Origin of the sequence: Paenibacillus sp. KS-LC4 (genome assembly GCF_036894955.1) — a bacterium.
Classification (GTDB): Bacteria; Bacillota; Bacilli; order Paenibacillales; family Paenibacillaceae; genus Pristimantibacillus.
Map to the genome: position 1 here is coordinate 630785 of NZ_CP145905.1, position 22678 is coordinate 653462.

The following is a 22678-nucleotide window of genomic DNA, read 5'->3' on the forward strand; positions in this document are numbered from 1 at the left end:
CTCAAAATCAAGGCCATCCTTATCTGAAAAAATAGAATAAAATATCCATAAGAGCGCACGCTCTTTACTCTAAGAAAAAACGTAGAACTGCCTGTAAGTATTGAAAGCATACAATTTTAGATAATTGATTTGATTCGTTAGGACTATTTCTTTCGAGTTCTAAAAAAGGTAAAATTTATATATAATTACTTTTGTATACTTATCTCCGTTGAAAAGAAGGATGATTTGTAAGCGGAAACAGGTGGAGGAAGTCAGATTACGGCACTTTGTATAACAGCACAAAAAGTAGTGGGGGGAGAAATATTGAATAAAACAATTAAAATAACACTTTGCATAGTAGCTATATTTTTATTGTTAGATTCTTTCGGAAATATTTTTGGTGAAATGATATTGATGAAGAAAATATTTGCAATATTAATAGCTGTTATCTCTTTGTTAATAGGGTATTTGGCTTTACGAGATAAAAATAAAAAACAGGAGTGATTGTGTTGAGGACTAAATGGAAATTAAAATTTGTATCGGTAATCTCAGCTTTTGCTCTGCTTTTTTCGACATCCGGTGTAACAGTGAGCTTTGCATCATCCTTACCTAATGAAAATCAAATATACAATCAAGCAGTAATTGAGCTTCCAGAAATAACCGATGAAAATTTGGAAATTGCATTAGAAATCGCTAACTCGGATCTAGAAGAAACGGCTGTATTTATTAACGGTGGATTTGATAATTTTTATAAAGATTATGAATCCGCAAACGTTTCTAAAGTAGCTTTTGACAAATTTAATGAAACCTTAATTGCAATTAATAAACAAGTTGAAGATGGAATCTTTATAACAAACGGAAGTCTCTTAGATTTACAAATCAATAATGAAGCCGATGACACGATCATCGATATGGTTCAACCTTCTTTCACAGTCGAAACAGAATGGTATGGACATGTTCTTTTTATAAACGCTAGTGAGGCTAGTAAGATACAGAAAGTATTAGCTGCGGGTGGAGGAGCAGCGGGTATAGCGACGGCTTTAGGTGGGATTAGTGCTGTATGGGCCGCTGCTTTATTCTTTTTATACGGTATAGGTGAAATTTGTAATTGGAATAACAACGGGTACTATGTGCACCAACCATGGGTAGGTCCAGTTTGGTGTACTCCTAATTGAAAAGATAAAAACAACAGACTTTTACTTTGAGATATAGTTTTTTGAACTTGAAGAGGTGCCAATATATGCGCTTAATCGTCCTTAACTGGAGGATTAAGCGCTGTTTTTGTGAGTTCAAACAAAGATCTCGGGGTAGAGTGCCTCTACTTAGATGGTTTCTGAAATTCAGCCACGAAGCAAATATTGGTTATCTTGTGGAACTCCGAGCAGGAGTGTCGATTCTGTAAGCATTTTTTCTCCCGTTGCCCATTTATTCAGCTTCATCAATGCTTAAAAATTGACAGAACCATAGAATGCCAGCATGATGTAAATAGATAATTTTTATTTCATAGGGTAAGAAAGGAATATTCAACATGAAAACCTATCTTGTGTTCGGTGCCAGCAAAGGATTAGGAGATGCATTCGTCAGAGGCGTTCCTGAGCAAGGAGATAAAGTATGGGTCGTTTCGCGAAGAAAGCCTGAAAGTTTGAACTTGAATGATGGGGTAGAGCGGGTATGGTTACAGGCTGATTTGTCTGAGCTGAACGCCGCTGCACTCGTCACGGATAAGCTGCAAAACGAAACAGTGGACGTTCTCATTTACAATGTAGGGCTGTGGGAGAAGGAAGGCTTTGAAGATCATTATACGTTTGATAAAGATGAGCCAGCGGATATAAGTCAGTTGATTCATGTCAATGTCACTTCGGCCATTGTGTGCATTCAGGCAGTATTACCCCATATCAGGAAATCGACTTCTGGAAAAATAATCCTCATAGGCTCAACCGCTGGTTTGAACAATTCGAATAGTACGCAGGTCTCTTTTGTCGCCTCCAAATTTGCCATTCGTGGTATTACAGAGGCTCTCAGAGAGCATACAAGAAGTGACGGTATTGCCGTCACTTGTATCAACCCTGGTGAGCTGGCAGCTGAAATTCCTTATGAAGAAGGAAGTGAACGGGCCCTATCCGCCTATAATGGGACACGAATTCCACTTCAGGATATCGTTGCTCTAGTGAAATGCATAGTAAGCCTGTCCAAGGCAGCGTGTGTGAAAGAAATCAATATCCCAGCTTTAACGGATATGAACACCTAATTATGAGTTTGCACAACATACATATTAAGAACCAAAAGGCGCCCAAGCAGGTGCCTTTTTTAATTTCGCCTTAAAGCTATAGCAATCGGTATCTATTTCATAGTGAAATGAAACGGATATTTTAGTGGAAATCATTACATGCTAAAAAAAATTAAACGCAATGAAAAATAGTAGGGCTCTCAGTTGTATTAAAATTGAAAGGGGGTGCTGAGGTGTACAATTCATATGAGCTCAATGAATCTGTGCGGCGGGCCTTGGATCTATATTCACACAGCTTGATTAAAATAGCCTTTACGTACCTGAAAAATATAGCTGATGCCGAAGAAGTGACTCAAGAGGTTTTTCTCACCTATTTGCAGAAGCGCCCTGTGTTTGAAAACAGCGAGCATGAAAAAGCATGGTTGATTCGATTAACCATTAATAAAAGTAAAAATATGCTGAAAACCGGATGGTTCAAAAGCAGAAATCCTGTTCCCGAAGATCTTAGCTATCTTCCACCAGAAGAAAATGGGATTTTGCAGGCTGTACTGGCCTTGGACAAAAAATATCGTATTCCCATTCATCTGCACTACTATGAGGGATATTCCATCAAGGAAATTGCCGATATTATGCAGACTAAGTCGGCCACGGTAGGAACATGGCTCGCAAGAGGACGTCTTATCTTAAAAGACAAAATTGGAGGCTTGGAGGATGAAGAAATCTGTTTATAAATCCGCGATGTCTCGTGTGAAAACAAGTGAGAATTTTAAAGAGGCAACCTATCAGAAGCTAATGTCGGAAATGGAAAAGACAGCACAACCAAATAGCAGCAATCAAAAGGAGTCGTTTAAAATGGAAAAAGCTAAAAAAAGAACGTTGACAGGTTGGACAGTCGGTATTGCAGCATGCGCAGTATTATCGTTAGGCATCTTCGCTATGAATCAGGATACACCAAATACAACAAATGCTCCAAATACAGCACCTGAGTCGGCTGCTGTTGCAACGAAGCCTCCTACGAGTGGCAAAGCGGTCGTTAATATTGAGGGTGAGATTACGGAAGTGAGCGCAGATGGGAAAAGCTTCAAGGTTGGTAACTTATGGGTAACTGTAACCTCAGAAACGGGAATGGGTATCGAAGGGTCAACGGCTGCCGAGCCGTCTGAAGAGCTGCTGCAAAAGGAGTTTAAAGTCGGTAATATCGTATCTGGTTTTACGACTGAGGATGTAAGCACAGGAAAAGTGAATGCAGCACGCATCTACAATAATATGGCTCCGCAGAAATAAGATAGATACCAGGAGCGTAACGCAGATAGCTTTAAAATTTACCGTGGCACAATGAAGGCCAACAGTCACCCTCTTACGAGTGACTGTGGCCTATTTGTGTTTGTCGAGGTGTTGTCGAAATTAGGGTGAAACTCAGTGCGAGCTGAGATAAACCTCCAGTGTGGAAATGGTAGGGCACCAGCGTGATTGTTCAATAGTCAGGCGGATGTGTCTTGCTGTTATTGCTGGAAATTTAAGTATGCGTTTGTATCCAACAATCGTGCATTCACTGAATTGCTCCCAAGAACCGTTATGCAGGTACTCCATACGGAGCTTTTCGATGCGTTGACCGGATTGAATATGCTCTTTGAGCACGATTCTGTCAAATGCTTGCTCGGCAATCAAATCGATTTCGATCACGGCATGCTCAGTGCCTTCTTTTGGACACCAATACGTATTTTTGTCACCATCTAAAATACGATTGGCATCGTGGTTCTCGTCCAATGCTTCCGTCGCCGAGGCATTTGCATTCGCGGCAAGATTATGCTGGAAGGTGGACTTGATTTTTTGTCCAAGCTCAGCCATTCGCTTGGCATCGTTCTCATGAATGAGTCCGCGCTGATCGGGAGGAAGGTTCAGAAGAAAGGTCGAATTTCCACCAACCGATTTATAGTAGATATCCAAGAGCTCCTCCAGATTTCTAACCTTGTCATCCTCAGAGGCATGGTAGAACCAGCCTGGTCGAATCGAGGTATTTACTTCAGCCGGATACCAAGTGAGCTTATCTTTCCCTTGGATGGCTTCTCTGCTGCCCAAATTCTCGTCTCTTGAGTTCGTTCGCTTGGAAAACTCGCCGTCGTCTACATGCTGCGACTCCTCCTGAATTTTCTCGCAATCCTGAAGCTCTGCTGGAACGACACTCCACTCGGAATCGCGAGTATGGCCTGCCTCATTGCCGCACCAACGAACATCAGGTCCGCATACGGATATTACTGCGCCTGGCTGCAATTCCCGAATCACCTCGTAATAGCCATCCCAATCGTAAATTTGTTTTAATCCATTAGGTCCCTCGCCACAGGCTCCGTCAAACCATACACAGAAGATGTCTCCGTAATGGGTCAGCAGCTCGCGCAGCTGATTTTTCAAATAGTCGTTGTATAGAGAGGAGCCGTAACGTTGATCGTGACGATCCCAAGGGGATAAATACACTCCGAATGCAAGCCCGCCTTCACGGCAAGCATCCGCTACCTCCTTTACAAGATCGCCATTCCCGCCGCGCCATGTACTGTTCTTAACCGAATATTCCGTATACGCGCTTGGCCAAAGGCAGAATCCGTCATGATGCTTGCAGGTCAAGATCAAGCCCTTCATTCCCGCTGATTTGCAGACATCCACCCATTGCTTTGCGCTAAATTCCCTCGGGTTAAAAATGGCCGGGTCCTCGTCACCGAGCCCCCATTCCTTATCCGTAAATGTGTTGACGCCGAAGTGGATAAAGGAATAGAACTCCAGCTCCTGCCATGCCACCTGCCGTGCAGACGGTACGATTTGTGCAGCATTTCTGATTCGTTCACTCATTGGTATGCTCTCCTTTGATTGTCGATTCATACATCAGTAGTTCTACGTCATAGCTGCTGAGAGTCAGTGAGCGCTCGAAGTTTCTGCCAGTAAGGAAGCCAGAGGCTGGCCTATCGAGCTCTATCGTTTGCTCAGTGCCGGTGGTGTTCACATAGATAACGGAGCCGTTGTCCAGTTCGCGTGCAATAATTCCTGTCGGAGTAGACGGTCCTTTCTGTATGCCAAGCGCTGAATACAAGGGGTCGAGAAGTGCTGTAAGTAAGCTCGTATTGGCTGGAATGGCGACATAGATGGCTTCTCCCTTGCCGTATTTGTTCCGTGTCACTGCGGGCGACTTATCCCATGTATTGGTAAAAGTTGCTACAGTCTCGGCCGTATGAGCCTCAAGGATTTCATAATAGTCGATATCAGGCTGCAGCTCACGCCCTCCGAGTGAAATAATTGGCTTCTCACGCTCCAAGCGAAGCTCCGTCTTCTCCAGTCCGCCAGCATTTTCAATAGGCGTATGACTTCTGGTTCTTGAGAATGCTCCGCTGCGAATGCCAAATACATCGCTAAGCTCTCCCGGAAGCGGTGTGTCAAATGCGCGGCTGTGCTCATTGACCTTCGCTGAATATGCTGTCATTACAACAGTTCCACCGCCTTCAACGAAGGATCGAATGGCTGCTGCCGATGCTTTATCCATCACGGCATGTCCGGGCACGATCAAAATCTTATAATTGTTCTTCAGCTGGCGCAAATTCACAATATTGCAGTCAAGATTAGCGAGCATGAGTGTCTCATAGGCTTGCAATACTTGCTCGGTATACTCCATTTTATAATAGCTGCGATTGCCCGCCATCACCTTCAAGCTTTCGTAGGAATAAGCAATAGCGATTTCCGGCTTGGTTCTTCTAGGAAGGCCTAGCTCCTTCAAAAGGTTAAATTCCTCAGCGATTTGCTTGAACTCGTCATATTTCCAGCCTGGAGTTCCGTCATGGTCCACTAGACCGAATACATACTGCTCCTCGCCGCCCAGCATGGTCCGCCAGGTCCACGCACAGACCGCTTGACCCCTATATACTAAAGAGAGATAGGCGTACATTCTCATGGCATTGCGCGGCGAACCGTAGCCTCCAAAGTCACCGGTTTGGAATTCGAGGCACCATATCGGTTTATCAAGCTCCCCAATGCGATGATCCATAAAGAAACAAGCGGCTGTCAAAGCTCTTCTGTCTTCTGGATTAGTGCCCGGATAAAAACCGATTCCAGGCAGGTCGATTATATCTTGATACTGCTTCATATAATCGAAACCGTATCCGGGATTTTCAGACCAATGGTTGGTCGATTCCCTGGCATGTGGGGCCAAGCGTTTGACGAGAAGGCTTAAGCCATGCATAAACGCCAAAGTTTCATCGGAGTAAAAACGCCACATGTCGATTACCCGTTCCGGAGCCCCTTGTATATGACCCGAAATCGGCAGCACGACATCGTGAAAGCTGTTAAGCTTTCTGGACCAGCGATGCGTCGTCCATGCTTGATTCAAGCTGTCTATCGTTTTATATTTCTCCTTAAGCCAAGCTTCAAAGCGGTCTCTGGCAGCACTGGAATAGGAAGGCGAGCCTGAGCCAAGCTCATTGCACAAACCAAAGGCGTAAAGAGCGGGATGGTTTCGATAGTGGCAAACTAGTTTTTCTGCGAATCTGTACGCATATTCTTGAAAAGCTGGATGGCCGATATCTTCCATATATCGTGTTTGCGCTTCTAAACGAATGCCGTTTGTATCTGTGAGGTCGATCTCGGGATATTTTTTGTGCAGCCATGTGGGAGCTGGACGGGTGGCGATATCAAGAACAACCTTTATGCCAGCCTCGTGGAAAAGGTCCATTACTTCATCGAACCACTCAAATGTAAAGTTCCCCTCAGACGGCTCATAGCTGTCCCAGCAAAGATGCCCCAGTCGGACAATATTGAAGGAGGCCTTCTTCATCATTTCAATATCATGCTTCCATCGCTCGCGAGGCCAATCGTGTGGATGGTAATTCGTTCCTGCAAATAACAAGCTGATCACCGCCATATAAAATAATTAAATATACAGATCATATTAAATGCTGGATTCCAAATAAGAAATATAAAAAATCAATGCGAATATATAAGAATATGAAAACCAAAATGAACGACCAATATATTTATATAAATCTCGTTTTATTGTTATTTATGCATTCATGAGGTCAGCGATATACTAAACATCAATCATATAAAGGGAGGTCGCAGAATGAGAAAAAGATTTGTGAAGCAAGCGTCCATTGCGCTTGTAGCCGGATTAACGCTTTTGACTGCTGTTGGCTGCAGCCAATCATCCAATTCAGAGAACAATGCACAAGGGGAAACAGAGAATGCAGGTCAACAAGAGGCTACGATTACATTAGGTCGTGTTGTAGGCTCCGATAACAAATTTAAAAATGGAGAGAGCATAGAAAACAATGTTCACACCAAGTGGGCTAAAGAGAAGTTCGGCATTAACTTTAAGGTGGATTGGACCGTCGGAACCGGCGAGGCCTATTCCACAAGACTCCGTCTTTTGTTGAACTCCAACGATAAGCTGCCGGATGTTTTCACTTTGAGTGATCCGACGCTTGAGAATCAGGTGGTCGATTCCGGCAAAGTCATGGATATTGATGAAGCCTTCGAAAAATATGCTTCGCCGCGAATCAAGGAGCTGTACGCTCAATACCCTGAAATCTGGAATACAGTAAGCTACGATGGCAAGCATTATGGTCTTCCTACCTTCAATGCTGGCAGTTCCTTCAGCGTCATGTGGATACGTCAGGATTGGCTGGATAAATTAGGGCTGCAGGCTCCTAAAACCATTGAAGATATGGAAACCGTCATGGATGCGTTTGTTAATCAAGATCCTGATGGCAACGGGCAAAAGGATACCATCGGATTGTCTCTTTCCCTTAAAAAAGGCGTTACAGCCGTGAAGGATACGTATATGGTTTCCAGTGATTTCTTATTTGGACAAGCAGCTATCCCTACCTACTGGACGGAGGCGGCAGACGGATCGCTACAGTACGGGTCCGTGCAGCCAACGGTGAAGGAGGGGCTGACCAAGCTTAGCGAGTGGATGAGCAAAGGCTATCTGGATAAAGATGCAGGGGTTATGGATGAAGCCAAGGCAGCGGAGAGCTTTGTGCAGGGCAAATCCGGCATGGTGTTTGGACCTACATGGATGGCGACTTATCCGTTCAACTCCGATATGAAATTTGATTATAAGCCGGTACCGATACCAGCAGGTATTGACGGGAAGATGGGATTCGGCAGCGAGCCGCAATCCTCAGTCAGATTTTATTTCAACAAGGACTTTAAGTATATGGAAGCATTTTTCAATTATTTGGACGCTATTATGGGGCCAGGCTTCTATGATCCTGATTCGGAATTCGCCAACGGCTGGGCGGAGGGCTACGATTATATCCTGAAAGATGGAGAGCCTGTCTATGATCAGGATCAAATTCCGGGTGGATGGATCGATGTGAAAAAATATTCGATTTACGGAAACGATATCCAAACGCCAAAAAAAGAGCTTGAGGTCATGGCCAAGCTAGGTCAGGGAATCGCGCCAGAAACGCCTTATGAGAAGTATTTCTCAGCCAGACCGAAGAAATGGGCGGAAGCTGCTGCAGTATTGCAAACGTATCTCGACGATGCCGCTGTTTTTGATCGGTATACCGGACCACCAACAGCTACGATGGCTCAAAAAGGCGAATTGCTTCGCAAAATGGAAAACGAAGCCTTCCTGAAGATTATTTACGGGAACGAATCCCCAGACTCCTTCGATGATTTTGTTAGTAAGTGGAAATCCTCCGGCGGCGACGATATGACCAAAGAAGTAAACGAGTGGTATCAAGCGGTCAGCAAATAGAAGATTTTACTTCGGCAGGCCTTGCGGGCATATCGACGTAAGGCCTGTTTTATTTTCTAAATTAGCAAAAAAGGAGTTGTCTGGATGATGGAATGGAAGAAGAGGAGGATGAAGGTTTTTCGCCAGCTTCCTCTTCATTTGCTCATACTGCCATCTGTAATCTGCTTGCTGGTATTTAATTACGCGCCAATGGCTGGACTACTGATGGCTTTTCAGGACTATAAGCCTCGTCTGGGTCTTCTGAATTCGCCATGGGTTGGCTTAGAGCATTTTCAGTATATGTTTACGTATCCCGACAGCATACAAGTGATTTATAACACGCTATTAATCGCTTCGCTTAAAATTGCAGCGAACACTGTGGTGCCTATCGTGTTTGCCTTGCTTCTGAATGAAGTTCGCGTCGTGATGTTCAAAAGGTTTGTACAGACGTTCGTTTACCTTCCTCATTTCTTGTCTTGGGTAATATTAGGCGGCATCTTGACGGATATCTTAGGCAATAAAGGGATTGTGAATCATCTATTATCCCTGCTGGGAGCCGATCCTGTATTCTTTCTCGGTGACGGCACCTGGTTTCGAATCACGGTCGTGATCAGCGATGTATGGAAGGAATTCGGCTTTTCCACGATTATTTATTTGGCGGCCATGAGCGGCATTAATATGTCATTATACGAAGCAGCAGAAATGGATGGAGCAAGCCGCTTCAAGCAAACCTTCTACGTTACCTTGCCATCGCTTGTGCCTGTGATATTGGTTGTAGGAACGTTGTCGCTAGGCAATATCCTTAACGCTGGCTTCGACCAAATCTTCAACCTGTACAACCCGCTCGTTTACCGTGAAGGAGATATTATTGATACCTTTGTTTACAGAGTAGGTCTTATGAATGGATCGTTCAGCTTCGCGACAGCCGTCGGCTTGTTCAAATCGGCAGTGAGCTTTGTCCTGATCGTTGCTGCGTACCGACTTGCCTACCGATTTGGCAATTATCGTATTTTTTAAAGTAAAGGCAGGCTGATTATATGTATCGAGACACAATTGCTTATCGCTGGTTTACTGTATCCAATACATTGCTTCTGACAGTGATATCCGTTTTATGTATTTTGCCGCTGGTTCATGTTGCCGCTGTGTCTTTAAGCTCAAGCTCGGCTGCAACGGCCAGCCAGGTGTATTTTTGGCCAGTTGGATTTACGGGTGAAGCTTACTTGAGGACGCTGTCGAATCCTTTATTTTTGCGTTCCCTTATCCTATCGGTGGAAAGAACAATCAGCGGCACCTTGTTGTCCATGGCATTGACCGTTACAGCGGCTTATACGCTGTCGCGTTCCTTTTACGGCAGAGGATTTTATTCGTGGTTTTTCGTATTTACAATGCTGTTTAACGGCGGCTTGATTCCGAGTTATCTGGTAGTCACTCAGCTGCATTTGACTAATACGCTAGGAGCGCTTATCCTTCCGGCAGCCGTCAACGTGTTTAATACGATTCTTATGATGCAATTTTTCCGAGCTATTCCGAAGGAGCTTGAAGAAGCGGCTTTAATAGATGGAGCGGGTTATATGAGATCGCTGACAGCTATTTATGTGCCTCTATCGCTTCCTTCTTTAGCTACCTTATCGTTGTTTTCGATGGTATGGCACTGGAATTCATGGTTTGACGGATTGATTTATATGACCGATTACCGGCAATACCCGCTTGCTACATTTTTACAGACGATCATTCAAAGCGGAGACATGCGCAATACGAATATAGATCCCGGGCAGCTGCAGATTCTATCGGAAAGAACTGTGCGATCTGCCCAAATATTGATTGGAGCGCTTCCGATCCTGCTAGTCTATCCCTTTCTGCAAAGGTTTTTCGTTCAAGGGTTGACGATGGGAGCCGTTAAGGAATAGAATGGGCAAAAACTTGGGAGTCGAAGCGAATGATTAACAAGGAACGCAGTCTCTTTTCCAAACTAGTCGGCTCGCTTATATTATTTTTGCTGCCAGTATTCATTTTGTCCATATATTCCAATAGAGTCAACGAGAATGCGATGACTGAACAAATTAAACAGTCAAGCATCAGCAGGCTATCTACCTTAGCCACGCAATTGGACAATACTATTCTTCAATTGGAGGTATTCACCAATATTCTGATTCGTGATCCGAACGTCATTGAATTTCAAGATTTGTCTTTGGTGACCTCCAGCTATTATGAACAAATTAATCGAAAAAAAATTATTCAGGATAAGCTATATTTGCAAAGTGCATCGACCGAATGGATTAACGATGTAACCGTTTATTCCCCGCAAACCGGACAAACGATATCGACAGTAAACGGAACCTCGTTTGATCCGGAGCGGCTGCAGAGGCTAAGCAAGGAAAATTGGAATTTTATTTTGAACGATGAACAGACAAACAAACTGGGAAAGGTGACCCATCTGACCGTTGAACCTTACGAGGCAGGCGGCGGTATCTCCAAAGCCAATTCCATCATTGAAATAAGCTTTGACATGAGCAACGTAATTCATATGCTGGACAAGTTTAAGTCGCAAGGGAGCGGCGAAGCCTTATTTTATAAGTCTAGTGATACATTTTTAGCAACAAGCTCGTTCCCTTCCTATCTCCTTAGTGAAGCTGTGTCGGCTTTAAAACAAAGACAGCTGGCAGATGAGGGAGGCATTACCTTAAATATAAACGGGATTTCATATCTGCTTACTTATTCGAATGTACAAGCGCTCGATGGTTATGTAGTCAGCGTAGTGCCTTTATCCGAGATTTTAACTCCATTGCGAATGACCAATCGCTTCGCCTATCTTGTCTATGGATTGCTGCTCATCGTCGGCATTGCAGTATCCTGGTTGCTGTACCGAAATGTTCAGGTACCCTTGCGGGCACTTGTAAAAGGAGTGCAGCAAATTAAAATGGGACAATACAAGACAAGAATTCCGCTTCAGGTAAACAACGAATTTCGGCTCATTATTTCCAGATTCAATGATATGGCTGATCAAATTCAGCAGCTCATCGAGAATGTGCTGGAGCAGCAGCTGCATACGCGCGAAGCAGAGCTCAAGCAGCTGCAATCGCAAATCAATCCGCATTTCTTGTATAACAGCTTGACCTATGTCATCAGCATGACCAAGCTGAACAGGAAAGACGCGGTTCTTGAGATGGCCTATCACCTGTCAGATTATTATCGCTACACGACTCGGGTGGAGAATCAATTGGTTAAGCTGGAGGACGAGTTGAAGAACGCGGCTGATTATCTTAGTATTCATCGCATGAGGATGAGTCGTATTCGTTATGGAATTGATGTGCTGAGCGGCATGATGACCCTTATAGTGCCCAGACTAATTTTGCAGCCGATTGTGGAGAACGCTTTGATTCATGGGGTTGAAGCTTTGGAGGATGTTGGAGTTATAACGATTACGGGGAGATGCACAGGCAACGAATATTCATTAATTGTAGAAGACAATGGTGGCTCCATGAACTTCGAGCGGCTGCAAGACCTTCGTAAGCTATTGACAAGCCGGCACGGAGAAGGGGCGGAAAGCTGCGGTCTTCTGAATGTGCATCGGCGGCTCCAGCTCCGTTATGGAGCCGATTCCGGCTTGAAGCTTTCGATTAACGCTGCATCCGGACTGCGGGTAGAGCTGCATTGGAGAGGGGAGGCGGTTGACGATGAAGCTGTTGATTGTAGATGATGAAGAGCATTTGGTCGAAAGCATGACAGCTAGCATATCCTGGGCAGAGGCTGGCATTACAACCGTGCTTTCCGCGTACTCCGGCAAACAGGCTCTTGAAGTGATGGACAAGAATCCCGTAGACATTGTGGTAACCGATGTTCGTATGCCAGGTATGAATGGGATTGAGCTGATCAAAGCGATTAAGGGAAAATGGCCTCAAACGGAGTGTATGCTGCTTACCGGGCATGCGGAGTTTGAATTTGCCCGGCAAGGAGTGAAGCATAAGGCGTCTCATTATTTGCTCAAGCCGGTGAAGGACGTTGAGCTGATCGCTGCCGTTAAAGATGCGGTCCATACCGTGCTTATGGAACGAGAGAAAATGATGGCATTTGTGCAATCGCAAGCTATGGTTTATCGAAATTTGCCTATTTTACGTTCCAATTTATTGAACAATCTGATTCAAGGGCGATTGTGGCAAGAGCGGAAGCTGAATGAACAATTGCTCTTATATAATGTTCAGATCGGGATCGGAGATACGATGTCGCTGATTCTTATTCGTATAGAGGATAATGATAAGCGGTATGGTCTATCGGATATGTCCATTATGGGGTATGCAGTTACTAATATCGTCGAGGAATTGCTGTCCGGCACCTATAAAAGCTGGAGCTGCGAGGATTTGTACGGCCATATCCTGTTCATTGTAAATCACGGAGCAGGGAGCTTGGAGGATCATTATTTGGAACAGATTGCAGACGAAATGCGGCGAATTGTCAATCAGCTGCTGCATTTAACCATTTCGGTTATTTTGTCGCCTGTGGGAACTTTTCCAGCCGATGTGGAGGAGCTTTATCAGCGCTGCGTCGCCACGGTTCGTTCGCAAATCGGTTATGACAATGACTTCGTCGTCCGTCTTGGCAAGGAAAATACGAAGCCCATGTCTCATATTGTCGCTTCACTATACTCGCCGCCGCTATTCCCGCATTTGCTTGAGGCGGGAAACTGGGTGGCTGCAAGAGAGAAGCTGGAGGAAGTGCTGCGTGAATGGAAGGTGAAATACAGCGGTTCAAACGAACATTTATTTGAAATATATTACTCGTTAAAATCAGCGTTTACTTACTTTGTGCATAAGAGCGGAAGGCTGCTTGCTGATTACCCCTTGCATGCATCGGCGGAGATCAAGAGTGTTGGCGAGCTTGAGTATTGGGCCACGAGCATGCTGGATACGCTGCACAATGAAATGAATACGGAACTGTCTGCATCCCGCCATTCAGTCGTGGCTCAAATTCATCAATTTGTACAAGAGCATCTATCTGAGGACGTTTCGCTTCAGGCAATCGCCGATCACGTCTATATGCATCCAACCCATGTTTCCAAAGTGTTCAAGAGAGAAACAGGTGAGAACATATCAGACTACCTGCTGCGATTGCGGATGGAAAAGGCCGTATTTTTGTTAAAGGACAGCAGATTTAAAATATACGAAGTTGCGAACCGTTTGGGATATAAAAATCCGCCCTATTTTATCAAGGTTTTTAAGGAGCATTTTGGCGTTACACCGCAAGAATTCAGAGAGTGATGTAATAAAAAGCCCGTGTATGATATTAATTGAGATCGCGAAAACGCTGGGGAGTTATGGATTCTATTTTTCTGAAAGTAGATACAAAATGACTAGCATCCAAAAACCCTACCAAAGAGGCGACTGCCTTGACAGTGAGCTTTTTATCGTTTATCAGATACTCCTTGGCTTTCTGAATACGCAAGTGTATGAGGTATTGGTAAGGGCTCATCCCTGTTGTCGCTCTGAATAAGTAGTTCAATCGTTGTGAGCTGATTCCAGCATATTCTGCCAGTTGGAGCAATCCAATGGCGGGATTTGAATAGTTTTCTTCAAGAAACCGAATGAATGGCTTTATTCTAACCGTATGCTGGGAAAAGGAACGTTGATTATCGACTTGTCCATATCGTTTCAGGTCCATCAGAAAGCGATACACAAAGGCCGAACCATCCAGCCCATTGAAATCGAAGCCTTGTTTTGCCAAATGTCGACTCCTTTTATGCATTGTGGATAGTCGGGAGCTCGATTCCCAGCTAATCACCGTTGAGGTGGCCAAGCCGAGAGAAGAAACAATGAAAGGGACGAGGTTTCCATTGAATGTAATATACCAGGTAGACCAAGGATGTGTTTGGGTTACATAACGGTGCGGAGCATTAGGAGGCAGCAAAATTCCTTGATTTGGCGCTAGAGATAATATTTTTCCCGATATTTCAAATTCACCTTCTCCTTCGGTTGTCTGCAACCAATGATAGCAATGATAACCCTGTGGTCGGACAAACTCATCCTGCCATTCATTCCATCCCATCGTTTCGACAAAAATAGGAAGCGTACGGTCCAAGGCTGTTACAAGCATTTGTTTCATGTAATGCTGCATTGAATCACTGCTTTCATTTTTTTATATTGTACTTTAATTATACCTGATTTCACTTCTGCCAGTCATCCTATACATAAGCATGTCATCCTCTCTTGATACTCTGTGAAAGAATAGGTGAGGATTGGGATTGATCTTTTGAAGAAACGCATCGTGCATAGGTTTTGGGGCTATGATAGGCTGTGAGCAATTGACCTGTCATAGCCCCATTTGCGTGTTATCGGAATTTATAGGGGTTTAACAGGTACACATATTTCGCAAAAATCATTCTCAAGCATATTACCGATATATCTTTCTAAAATCGGTTTATTGTCCATTTGGTATCCGCCGTTTTGTAAGTATGGAAAAATTTCATGCCATGCTCTTTGAATTGCTTCCGCTGTATGCTTGATTGTGCAAATCACATACGTTCCACCATCAAGCTGGCCCTCGCAAATGGAATCATCATCTGGATATTCCTTTGAAATGACAATACATGCATCATATCGACAGTTTTCCGATAGTGTTGTTTCAGGGTTATCTTGCGGCACCCCGAGCAGGATGGTTGATTCAGTAAGCAGATTTTTTCCAATGGCCCAATTTTTCAGCTTCTCCATGGCTTGAGAATTGGCAGGACCATATGGCCCAACCTGTCGCACATAGGCAATGCGGTATTTCGGCAAAGTTTCGATTTTAATATCCATTGTTTTTTCCTTTCGTAAATAGATTGGAATACAATTGGAATGCTATCATGCTATAAAATATTATTCATTATTTTTTTGGAATAATCATTATTCCTATTCAATAATAAGGCAATCTAAACGCAGCTGACGGCTAAGATTAGCGGGATAAAGATTTGCCGAGGCAAATTTAAGGGAGGTGTCAGCTTCCCCTTAACTCAATACCTTTCGCTTTTATCGGTCTGATGAATTTCCTGCTATAATAGAATAAGCTTAACCAAACATCGTTATTTGGAGGCGGGGTTTAGAATATGGCAATCCTTACTTTTTTAAGGCGCATACTATGAGTATTTCTTACATAGATGATTTTATATATTTAAGTTATTGAATCACAACGAACGGAATGGCTGTCTATTTTTTAATAAGGAGTAAGTGAAATAGCTAATGGATAATTTTAATTTTGCTTCAATTATGGGTGACCAAACGAATTCACTGCCAGAGCAAATAGCGAATCATATATTGAAAAAAATATTTATAGGCGAATTAGTGCAAGGTGCTCGGCTGATTGAAACCAATATAGCGAAAGAATTGAATGTAAGTAACATTCCGGTTCGAGAGTCCTTCTATATTTTGCAAAATACGGGTGTTGTGGAACGGCTGCCTAGAAAAGGCGTACATGTAAAGGCCATCTCCAAACAAGAGATGGATGATTATACCGATGCCTTAGTGGAGCTATTTAAACTAGGAATCGATTTTTCGAAATCAAAGTGGAACGAAGAAAAATATGCGCAGCTTAAGCAGTATTTGATCGGGGCGCAAGAGGCACTGCGGCAGAAAAATATTTTAGAATACGTTGTTAACGTTCATCGTTTATGCGGGTATGTATTTCAAGTGGCTGAAAATAAAGCATTTAGCAAGTTTTACTCGGACATTACTTTTATTACAAATGCATACTCCCAAATGAAATGGGGAGATGTTGAAAGAACAAAAGGCCGTTACATTTACTTAGAAGAAATGGTCCATGCCATCGTCCAAGCGGATTTTGAGAAGGCGAAGGAAGCTTTTGAAATTCTGACGAGACAATCCCTAAATATATAGAACGAAGTAAGAGAAAGAGACAGCCTCCAAAGTAAAGTGGGGACTGTCTCTTTCTGCTCATTAGCTTAGTTGGCCATTACGCCGCCATCAACGATCAATTCTGTACCGGTGATAAACTTCGATTCATCCGATGCAAGGAAAAGGGACGCATAGGCGATATCAATAGGATCACCAAAGTGGCCTAGTGGTGTTTTATTCAAGTAGTATTGTTTTGCTGCTTTCATGTCTTCTGTTTCCAGAACGGCAGACATTGGCGTTCTAATTTGACCAGGACAAACAACGTTTGATCGTACATGATCTTTGCCATAGTCTACAGCAATATTTTTAGACATGCCGATTAACCCCGCCTTAGCAGCCCCATAGCCTGTACCGCCTTGTCCACCAACTAGTCCGCCGATAGAGGAAATGGTTACGATTGAACCGCCGCCATCTTTAATCATTTCAGGAATGGCATATTTGCTTCCTAAAAATGCTCCTTTTAAGTTAATCGCTAAAAGCTTATCCCACTCATCTGGATCATGGTCGGCAGCCTTCGCGATGAACGGACCAGCAACTCCTGCCGTATTCACTAAGACGTTTACTTTGCCGTAGGTTTCAACGGCTGTTTTGACAGCAACCTGCCAATCTTCAGGAGAAGAAATATTTAGTTTAACAGCGATCGCATCTCCACCGTTAGCATTAATATCATCAATGACAGCTTGAAGACCTTGTACGTTCATATCACCGCCAATTACTTTGGCGCCTTCTTTTGCAAATAAGCGAGCTTGCTCAGCTCCCATACCGCTGCCTGCTCCAGTAATAATCGCAACTTTGCCTGATAATCTTCCCATGAGAACGCCTCCATTAGTGTAATAAGCATCATCAAATAATATATAATATATAATCACGCTACTCACATTATATATTATATATTATTAAGTGTCCAATAATGGAGTGAATTATTGAACTTACAGATGAGATCCTCCGCTTGCATCAATGAGTTGCCCTGTTATCCAACGGCTGTCCGCTGAGGCGAGAAAGGCAGCGATATCCGCAACATCCTCTGGCTCACCCCATCTTTTGAAGGTAGAGAGGGCAGCGGCCATTTTTTGTCCATGGGGATCTTGCAGCGTTCCAGCATTCATTTCTGTATTAATAATGCCCGGCTGGATGGCATTCACCGTAATATAACGGCTGCCAAGCTGCTTAGCCAAGGCAAGCGTTAGAGTATCTATCGCCCCCTTCGACATGCTGTAGGTGAAAACACTAGGTGAGGCCACACGTGTAACAAAAGATGAGATATTGATAATGCGCCCTCCATCCTTAAGGCGTGGCAAGGCTTGCTGGGTAACAAATAGCGGTGCTTTAACATTCATGCTCATGACCTCATCAAAGGATTGCTCGGTTGTCTCCTCTATGTTTAAGATTTGGCCCATTCCAGCATTATTAACAAGAATATCAAAACGATTATCGCCTGTACGTTGTAGAAGCTCCTCATCCAATAACGCATATAAATCATGAATACCGTTAAGGGTTCTAAGGTCAGCACCAATTGCCAATGCGCTGCCTCCATTTTGCTCAATCTGTTGAACGACTTGCTTCGCGGCCAGCTGTTTGCTTCCATAATGTACGGCGACGATTGCACCCTCCTGTGCCAGACGCAGCGCAATGCCACGACCGATCCCCCGGCTTGCGCCAGTTACTAAAGCGATTTTACCCGTCAATTGACCCATATCCTCATCTCCTCGTATAGAATTCATGGTTAGTTATATCACATAGTGGGTTTTGAAATATTGCTCTCTTATTCCCGAAGCTATCCGAGTTAAAAAAAACACTAGTGAAAGAGAATAAATAATATAAGATAAGAGTGTAGCTATATTAGTCGTTGGTGGCTCGTGCAAACTTTAAATCGTTATTTAAATAAAATAAAATCGGGGAATGCGCTTTTTTAAGTCACAGCAGGAGGTAACCGAATTTGAATGAGGTCGAAGGATCACTACATACCGAGTGGCTCGCTCAATGGGAGTCAACTCATCCCTTAAACGATAAATGGGTGACGGTTGGCGAAGTTCACTATATTTCCTTGCATACGTTTATACTCGTGACAGATGGACAAGCGATCTGGAATATGAATGGAGAAAAGGTTCATGTTGCGTTTGGTCATTTGATTGCGATAGAAGAAAATTCATTCATCGAGGTTTTGGACGGCGGCAATTTGGACCTGTCAGGCTGGGAGATTCAATTCCATACGTATGCCCTGTTCCATAAACAACGAGAAATCATGAAATTTGAATGGCATGTGCCGACAGGGAACACCTATCAAATTACGCAATTAACGGGTGGGGCAGTAGCGGGCATCTGTCATCACATAAGCGAGCTAGCTTCCCGTGATGGGAATGAAGCGATGATTGGCAGCCAGCATTTTATTTACGGATTATTGAAGCATCTTTATCAGAAGCAGCCGAGTGGCAGACAGACTACCGAACAGGGAATGCAGCGATCTATCGTCTACATGCAGGAGCATTATGATGAGATCATTACACGCAAGCAATTAGCGGAAATGGCTGGAATAAGCCAGTGGCATTATTCTCGAAAATTCAGCGAGCGATATGGCAGGCCACCTTTGGATTATTTGGCGAATTATCGAGTCTACCGCGCACAGGAAGAGCTGTTATTGACCTCCGCGAAGACCTACGAAATTGCTAAAAAGGTGGGCTTTGAGGATGCTCATTATTTTAGCCGCCGCTTCAAGCAGCTTGCTGGAGTGCCGCCAAGACTTTACGCGCAGACCATACATCAGAGAAAAATCGTATCCCTTTCTCCGCTTTATGCGGAGGTTCTAATTGCATTAGGGGTCATCCCTCATGCTGTTGTGTTCATTCCTGTGCTTTTGCCGCAGCATCAACGACAACTATTTTCCTCGCATCAGATTCGACTGCTGGAAGCTTCGCAAAATGGTCTTGATTTGCCATTCATTCAACAGGCGCAGCCGGAATTAATGGTCGGCCGTTATTTAACAGAGGATATGAAGCGGCAGCTTCGTACAATTGCGCCTGTCATCACAGGCCTTACAGCAGATTTATCTATCCTGATTGATCAGTTCGCAGCTATTTTCGGCAAACAAGAAGCAGCAGCAAAGTGCCATGATCAGATGAACGATGAGGTGGAGGCGGCACGCAACCAATTACATTCGATCATCCGATCGGGAGCCACGGTTATGGTTCTGCGAGTAGAGCCTATTGGGTATCGCTATTTGGGAGAAAATTCAAGCAGAGTATCCCAATTGCTGTATGAAAAATTAGGTTTGACCCTTCCAGAGCCGTTAAAATCGGGAAAAGCATGGTTTAACCCGTGCTCGATTGACCAATTGTATAGTGCTAATCCCGATTATCTATTTGTGGAGAAACGTGTGATAGAGCATTATAGTGTGGATGAAAATATGGAAAAATTAATGGATAGCTACCAGTGGCGAAATTTGAAGGCGGTAAAAAATAACCGGATCTGCTATGTGGATACCAGCCTTTGGGTCGATGGCTTTGGCTTCACTGGACATGCGCTCGTATTAAAGCAAATCGTAAGCCACTTATTGGATGGAAAAAGTAATGGAGCACAATAATCCACCTCTATACGCACTTTTTGCTATGGAAGGATATCTTCTCATTTGATAATCTTTGATAGTGATAATTATTATCAATATGAGGAGAGAGGCAATAATGTCGAAACGATTAATGAAGGGGTTAGGTGTTGTGCTGTTGGCACTCAGTTTCATGCTAGCTGCCTGCTCCAATTCAACGAATACGAAAGAAGAAGCTGCTGTAGAGGCACAAGAAAGCGATGCGATTAAAGAAACGACTAAAGTGGTGCAGGATATGTTTGGCGAGGTGACTATTCCGGCCGAGTCGAAAAATATGCTCGTGACGAGCTCCATCTATGCCGAATATTTGATCGAGATGGGAATTACGCCGCAAATGGTCGTCGTAGTTCCAGAGATTGAGCCAGCGTATCGTGCTTCCTACTTTGAGGAGCATGGCGTCAAAATGATCGAGGGCGTGCAGTACCAGTACAACTATGAACAGCTGCTCAGCTTAGCACCGGATCTCATCATTGCACGGGGAGCAGGCATGGAGCAGAAGGAATACGATGAGCTGTCCAAGGTTGCGCCAACCGTATCCATCGACTCAAACAGCGAAATGGAAGATGCCATGCCCAAATTGGCAGAGCTTTTCAATAAGAAAGCAGAAACCGAAAAAATATTAAAGGAATTTGATGAAAAAGCACAAAAGGCCAAGCAAAAAATGGAACAGGCGCTCGGCAACAAAACGGTGCTCGTCCTTCGTGTAGAGCATAACCGATACCGGTACTTGGGCGCGCAGGCGGGTGACAGCAGCAGGTTTTTCTATCAAACCCTTGGATTGAATATACCTGATATTTTGAAAGATTCAAAAGACTGGTTTACACCATTTTCATTAGAAATGTTGCCTGATATTAACCCTGATTACGTCTTTCTTGAGCAAAGGATTTTAAAAGATTATGACACGGCGGACTCAATGAAAAATTTGGAGAACAGCAGTCTATGGAATAACCTGAACGCGGTTAAAAATAATCATGTATTCCCACTCAACACGAATGACTTTGTGCAAGGTACGGGTCCTATTGGCTCAGGCCTGCTCATGGATTATATCGTAGAAAGGCTGGTTCCTTAAATGAATACGAGGCAGCAGGAACTTTATGATATTACGATCATTGGCGGCGGCCCTGCGGGCATGTATGCCGCTTTTTACAGCGGCATGAGAGCGATGCGCACAAAAATTATCGAGGCCAAAGAGCAGCTTGGCGGATTTATGCGCACCTATCCCGAGAAGCTGATTTGGGATGTTGGCGGAGTCGAGCCGATACACTGTGAAAAATTGATTGAATCCTTAGAAAAGCAAGCGAAAACCTTCGACCCCACCCTTGTATTTGGCCAGGAAATTGCTTCGTTAGAGCGCCGGGAGGACCAGACTTTTGTGCTAACCTCCAAAACAGGCGAGCGCCATTATACGCGTACGATATTATTATGTGCGGGTAGAGGGATGACGCAGGTTCAGAAGCTCGATATTGAAGGGGCCAATCGCTACGAATTGACGAATCTGCATTATACGGTGACTGATTTGTCGAGATTTGCCGATAAGCGTGTTCTGATTTCAGGCGGAGGTGATTCTGCGATTGACTGGGCCAATGAAATTGCAAAATTGGCCAAGCAGGTCATCGTCGTACATCGAAGACATGAGTTTACAGCACACGAACAGCCTGTAGAGCAGATGAGAGCAGCATGCCAGGTGAAAATGCCATATAGCATTTCACGCTTATATGGAGCGGACGATCACATTGAGCATGTCGAGCTCGTTCATGTGGAGACTGGTGCAATTGAGCAATTAGATGTCGATGAAATCATTGTGAGTCATGGCTATGATCGCGACTTTGGCAATTTGTCGAACTGGGGGTTAGAGAGGGAGGACTATGGCGTGTCGGTGGATGCGCGAATGAGGACGAGCATTCCTGGCATTTTTGGAGCGGGCGATTTTATTACGTACGGCAGTAAAGTGCGATTAATCGCTGGCGCCTTTAATGATGCCGTGTTAGCCGTCAATAGCGCAAAGCTGTATCTTGAGCCGGCAGCTTCGGATATGGCTGGTGTTTCTTCGCATAATGCTCGTTTTTTTGAAAAAAATAAAGCGCTTCTGCAACAGTAGCTTGCAGGAAATGTTCAGCACAAGGCTGACATCGGTCATTGACCGGCGTCAGTCTTATGTATTTTCCAGAGTAAGCAGCCCTTTCCCCAACGCATGCTGATGCTATAATTAGGGAATTATACTAATGGCGGAAACGGCAACGGAGCCGCTTTTCTATGGATAGGTGAAGCGTAGGAGGAGG

Annotated in this window: 20 protein-coding genes; 14 read left to right on the forward strand and 6 right to left on the reverse strand. The window is 44.1% G+C overall.

What is annotated here, in order from left to right; genetic code table 11:
• The first annotated feature begins 303 nt into the window (after nt 1-303).
• From V5J77_RS02760 to V5J77_RS02780, 5 genes are all read left to right on the forward strand, one after another.
• Nucleotides 304-483 (forward strand): hypothetical protein, encoded by a 180-nt coding sequence (locus tag V5J77_RS02760; RefSeq protein ID WP_338554262.1) that lies wholly within the window; start codon nt 304-306, stop codon nt 481-483.
• A 5-nt stretch (nt 484-488) separates the two neighbouring features.
• The gene (locus V5J77_RS02765) at nt 489-1154 is read left to right on the forward strand and encodes a hypothetical protein (RefSeq protein ID WP_338554263.1); all 666 of its coding nucleotides are present in this window, start codon (nt 489-491) and stop codon (nt 1152-1154) included.
• A 353-nt stretch (nt 1155-1507) separates the two neighbouring features.
• Nucleotides 1508-2227 carry an SDR family NAD(P)-dependent oxidoreductase gene (locus tag V5J77_RS02770; RefSeq protein ID WP_338554264.1) on the forward strand — a complete coding sequence of 240 codons (720 nt, stop codon included), beginning with the start codon at nt 1508-1510 and terminating at the stop codon, nt 2225-2227.
• 212 nt (nt 2228-2439) lie between these two features.
• Nucleotides 2440-2937 carry a sigma-70 family RNA polymerase sigma factor gene (locus V5J77_RS02775; RefSeq protein WP_338554265.1) on the forward strand — a complete coding sequence of 166 codons (498 nt, stop codon included), beginning with the start codon at nt 2440-2442 and terminating at the stop codon, nt 2935-2937.
• Entirely contained in the window at nt 2918-3490 is a 573-nt protein-coding gene (locus tag V5J77_RS02780; protein WP_338554266.1) for a hypothetical protein, read from the forward strand. Before V5J77_RS02775 ends, V5J77_RS02780 begins: the two co-directional genes overlap by 20 nt.
• A gap of 132 nt (nt 3491-3622) precedes the next feature.
• Here V5J77_RS02780 and V5J77_RS02785 read toward each other — a convergent pair whose 3' ends face one another.
• Both V5J77_RS02785 and V5J77_RS02790 read right to left on the reverse strand, forming a co-directional pair.
• Entirely contained in the window at nt 3623-5047 is a 1425-nt protein-coding gene (locus V5J77_RS02785) for an alpha-L-fucosidase (RefSeq protein ID WP_338554267.1), read from the reverse strand.
• Entirely contained in the window at nt 5040-7088 is a 2049-nt protein-coding gene (locus V5J77_RS02790; RefSeq protein WP_338554268.1) for a beta-galactosidase, read from the reverse strand. Before V5J77_RS02790 ends, V5J77_RS02785 begins: the two co-directional genes overlap by 8 nt.
• Before the next feature lie 213 nt (nt 7089-7301).
• Here V5J77_RS02790 and V5J77_RS02795 point away from each other — a divergent pair, with 213 nt between their 5' ends.
• The 5 genes from V5J77_RS02795 to V5J77_RS02815 all read left to right on the forward strand — a co-directional run bounded on the left by V5J77_RS02795 (nt 7302) and on the right by V5J77_RS02815 (nt 14179).
• Complete coding sequence (locus V5J77_RS02795; protein ID WP_338554269.1) at nt 7302-8948, forward strand: extracellular solute-binding protein; 1647 nt, start codon at nt 7302-7304, stop codon at nt 8946-8948.
• An 84-nt stretch (nt 8949-9032) separates the two neighbouring features.
• Entirely contained in the window at nt 9033-9944 is a 912-nt protein-coding gene (locus tag V5J77_RS02800; protein ID WP_338554270.1) for an ABC transporter permease subunit, read from the forward strand.
• A gap of 20 nt (nt 9945-9964) precedes the next feature.
• Nucleotides 9965-10834, forward strand: coding sequence for a carbohydrate ABC transporter permease (locus V5J77_RS02805; protein WP_338554271.1), 870 nt, complete (start codon nt 9965-9967; stop codon nt 10832-10834).
• 29 nt (nt 10835-10863) lie between these two features.
• A complete protein-coding gene (locus tag V5J77_RS02810) occupies nt 10864-12624 on the forward strand; it encodes a sensor histidine kinase (RefSeq protein ID WP_338554272.1) in 1761 nt (586 codons plus the stop codon).
• Nucleotides 12602-14179: a response regulator gene (locus V5J77_RS02815; RefSeq protein WP_338554273.1), complete on the forward strand. Its 1578-nt coding sequence runs from the start codon at nt 12602-12604 to the stop codon at nt 14177-14179. The genes V5J77_RS02810 and V5J77_RS02815 overlap by 23 nt, the downstream gene beginning before the upstream one ends.
• Before the next feature lie 25 nt (nt 14180-14204).
• On the opposite strand, the gene V5J77_RS02820 is transcribed toward V5J77_RS02815, so the two are convergent.
• Entirely contained in the window at nt 14205-15032 is an 828-nt protein-coding gene (locus tag V5J77_RS02820) for an AraC family transcriptional regulator (RefSeq protein ID WP_338554274.1), read from the reverse strand.
• Nucleotides 15033-15256: 224 nt separating this feature from the next.
• On the reverse strand, nt 15257-15712 hold the full coding sequence (locus V5J77_RS02825) for a GyrI-like domain-containing protein (protein ID WP_338554275.1): 456 nt from the start codon (nt 15710-15712) through the stop codon (nt 15257-15259).
• A 420-nt stretch (nt 15713-16132) separates the two neighbouring features.
• Here V5J77_RS02825 and V5J77_RS02830 point away from each other — a divergent pair, with 420 nt between their 5' ends.
• On the forward strand, nt 16133-16786 hold the full coding sequence (locus tag V5J77_RS02830) for a GntR family transcriptional regulator (RefSeq protein ID WP_338554276.1): 654 nt from the start codon (nt 16133-16135) through the stop codon (nt 16784-16786).
• 65 nt (nt 16787-16851) lie between these two features.
• Here the strand turns inward: V5J77_RS02830 and V5J77_RS02835 are convergent, their stop codons facing one another.
• Both V5J77_RS02835 and V5J77_RS02840 read right to left on the reverse strand, forming a co-directional pair.
• Nucleotides 16852-17616 carry an SDR family NAD(P)-dependent oxidoreductase gene (locus tag V5J77_RS02835; protein WP_338554277.1) on the reverse strand — a complete coding sequence of 255 codons (765 nt, stop codon included), beginning with the start codon at nt 17614-17616 and terminating at the stop codon, nt 16852-16854.
• 117 nt (nt 17617-17733) lie between these two features.
• The gene (locus V5J77_RS02840; protein ID WP_338554278.1) at nt 17734-18498 is read right to left on the reverse strand and encodes an SDR family oxidoreductase; all 765 of its coding nucleotides are present in this window, start codon (nt 18496-18498) and stop codon (nt 17734-17736) included.
• 242 nt (nt 18499-18740) lie between these two features.
• On the opposite strand from V5J77_RS02840, the gene V5J77_RS02845 reads away from it, so the two are divergent.
• The 3 genes from V5J77_RS02845 to V5J77_RS02855 all read left to right on the forward strand — a co-directional run bounded on the left by V5J77_RS02845 (nt 18741) and on the right by V5J77_RS02855 (nt 22497).
• Entirely contained in the window at nt 18741-20381 is a 1641-nt protein-coding gene (locus V5J77_RS02845; RefSeq protein ID WP_338554279.1) for a helix-turn-helix domain-containing protein, read from the forward strand.
• Nucleotides 20382-20478: 97 nt separating this feature from the next.
• Nucleotides 20479-21468 carry an ABC transporter substrate-binding protein gene (locus V5J77_RS02850; RefSeq protein ID WP_338554280.1) on the forward strand — a complete coding sequence of 330 codons (990 nt, stop codon included), beginning with the start codon at nt 20479-20481 and terminating at the stop codon, nt 21466-21468.
• Nucleotides 21469-22497: an NAD(P)/FAD-dependent oxidoreductase gene (locus tag V5J77_RS02855; RefSeq protein ID WP_338554281.1), complete on the forward strand. Its 1029-nt coding sequence runs from the start codon at nt 21469-21471 to the stop codon at nt 22495-22497.
• Nucleotides 22498-22678: the final 181 nt, after the last annotated feature.

Coding starts and splice junctions, on each gene's coding strand:
- V5J77_RS02810 (WP_338554272.1), top strand. CDS start 10,864: ATGATTAACAAGGAACGCAGTCTCTTTTCCAAACTAGTCGGCTCGCTT.
- V5J77_RS02780 (WP_338554266.1), top strand. CDS start 2,918: ATGAAGAAATCTGTTTATAAATCCGCGATGTCTCGTGTGAAAACAAGT.
- V5J77_RS02800 (WP_338554270.1), top strand. CDS start 9,033: ATGATGGAATGGAAGAAGAGGAGGATGAAGGTTTTTCGCCAGCTTCCT.
- V5J77_RS02825 (WP_338554275.1), bottom strand. CDS start 15,712: ATGGATATTAAAATCGAAACTTTGCCGAAATACCGCATTGCCTATGTG.
- V5J77_RS02805 (WP_338554271.1), top strand. CDS start 9,965: ATGTATCGAGACACAATTGCTTATCGCTGGTTTACTGTATCCAATACA.
- V5J77_RS02835 (WP_338554277.1), bottom strand. CDS start 17,616: ATGGGAAGATTATCAGGCAAAGTTGCGATTATTACTGGAGCAGGCAGC.
- V5J77_RS02815 (WP_338554273.1), top strand. CDS start 12,602: ATGAAGCTGTTGATTGTAGATGATGAAGAGCATTTGGTCGAAAGCATG.
- V5J77_RS02840 (WP_338554278.1), bottom strand. CDS start 18,498: ATGGGTCAATTGACGGGTAAAATCGCTTTAGTAACTGGCGCAAGCCGG.
- V5J77_RS02785 (WP_338554267.1), bottom strand. CDS start 5,047: ATGAGTGAACGAATCAGAAATGCTGCACAAATCGTACCGTCTGCACGG.
- V5J77_RS02850 (WP_338554280.1), top strand. CDS start 20,479: ATGTCGAAACGATTAATGAAGGGGTTAGGTGTTGTGCTGTTGGCACTC.
- V5J77_RS02855 (WP_338554281.1), top strand. CDS start 21,469: ATGAATACGAGGCAGCAGGAACTTTATGATATTACGATCATTGGCGGC.
- V5J77_RS02830 (WP_338554276.1), top strand. CDS start 16,133: ATGGATAATTTTAATTTTGCTTCAATTATGGGTGACCAAACGAATTCA.
- V5J77_RS02770 (WP_338554264.1), top strand. CDS start 1,508: ATGAAAACCTATCTTGTGTTCGGTGCCAGCAAAGGATTAGGAGATGCA.
- V5J77_RS02820 (WP_338554274.1), bottom strand. CDS start 15,032: ATGCAGCATTACATGAAACAAATGCTTGTAACAGCCTTGGACCGTACG.
- V5J77_RS02795 (WP_338554269.1), top strand. CDS start 7,302: ATGAGAAAAAGATTTGTGAAGCAAGCGTCCATTGCGCTTGTAGCCGGA.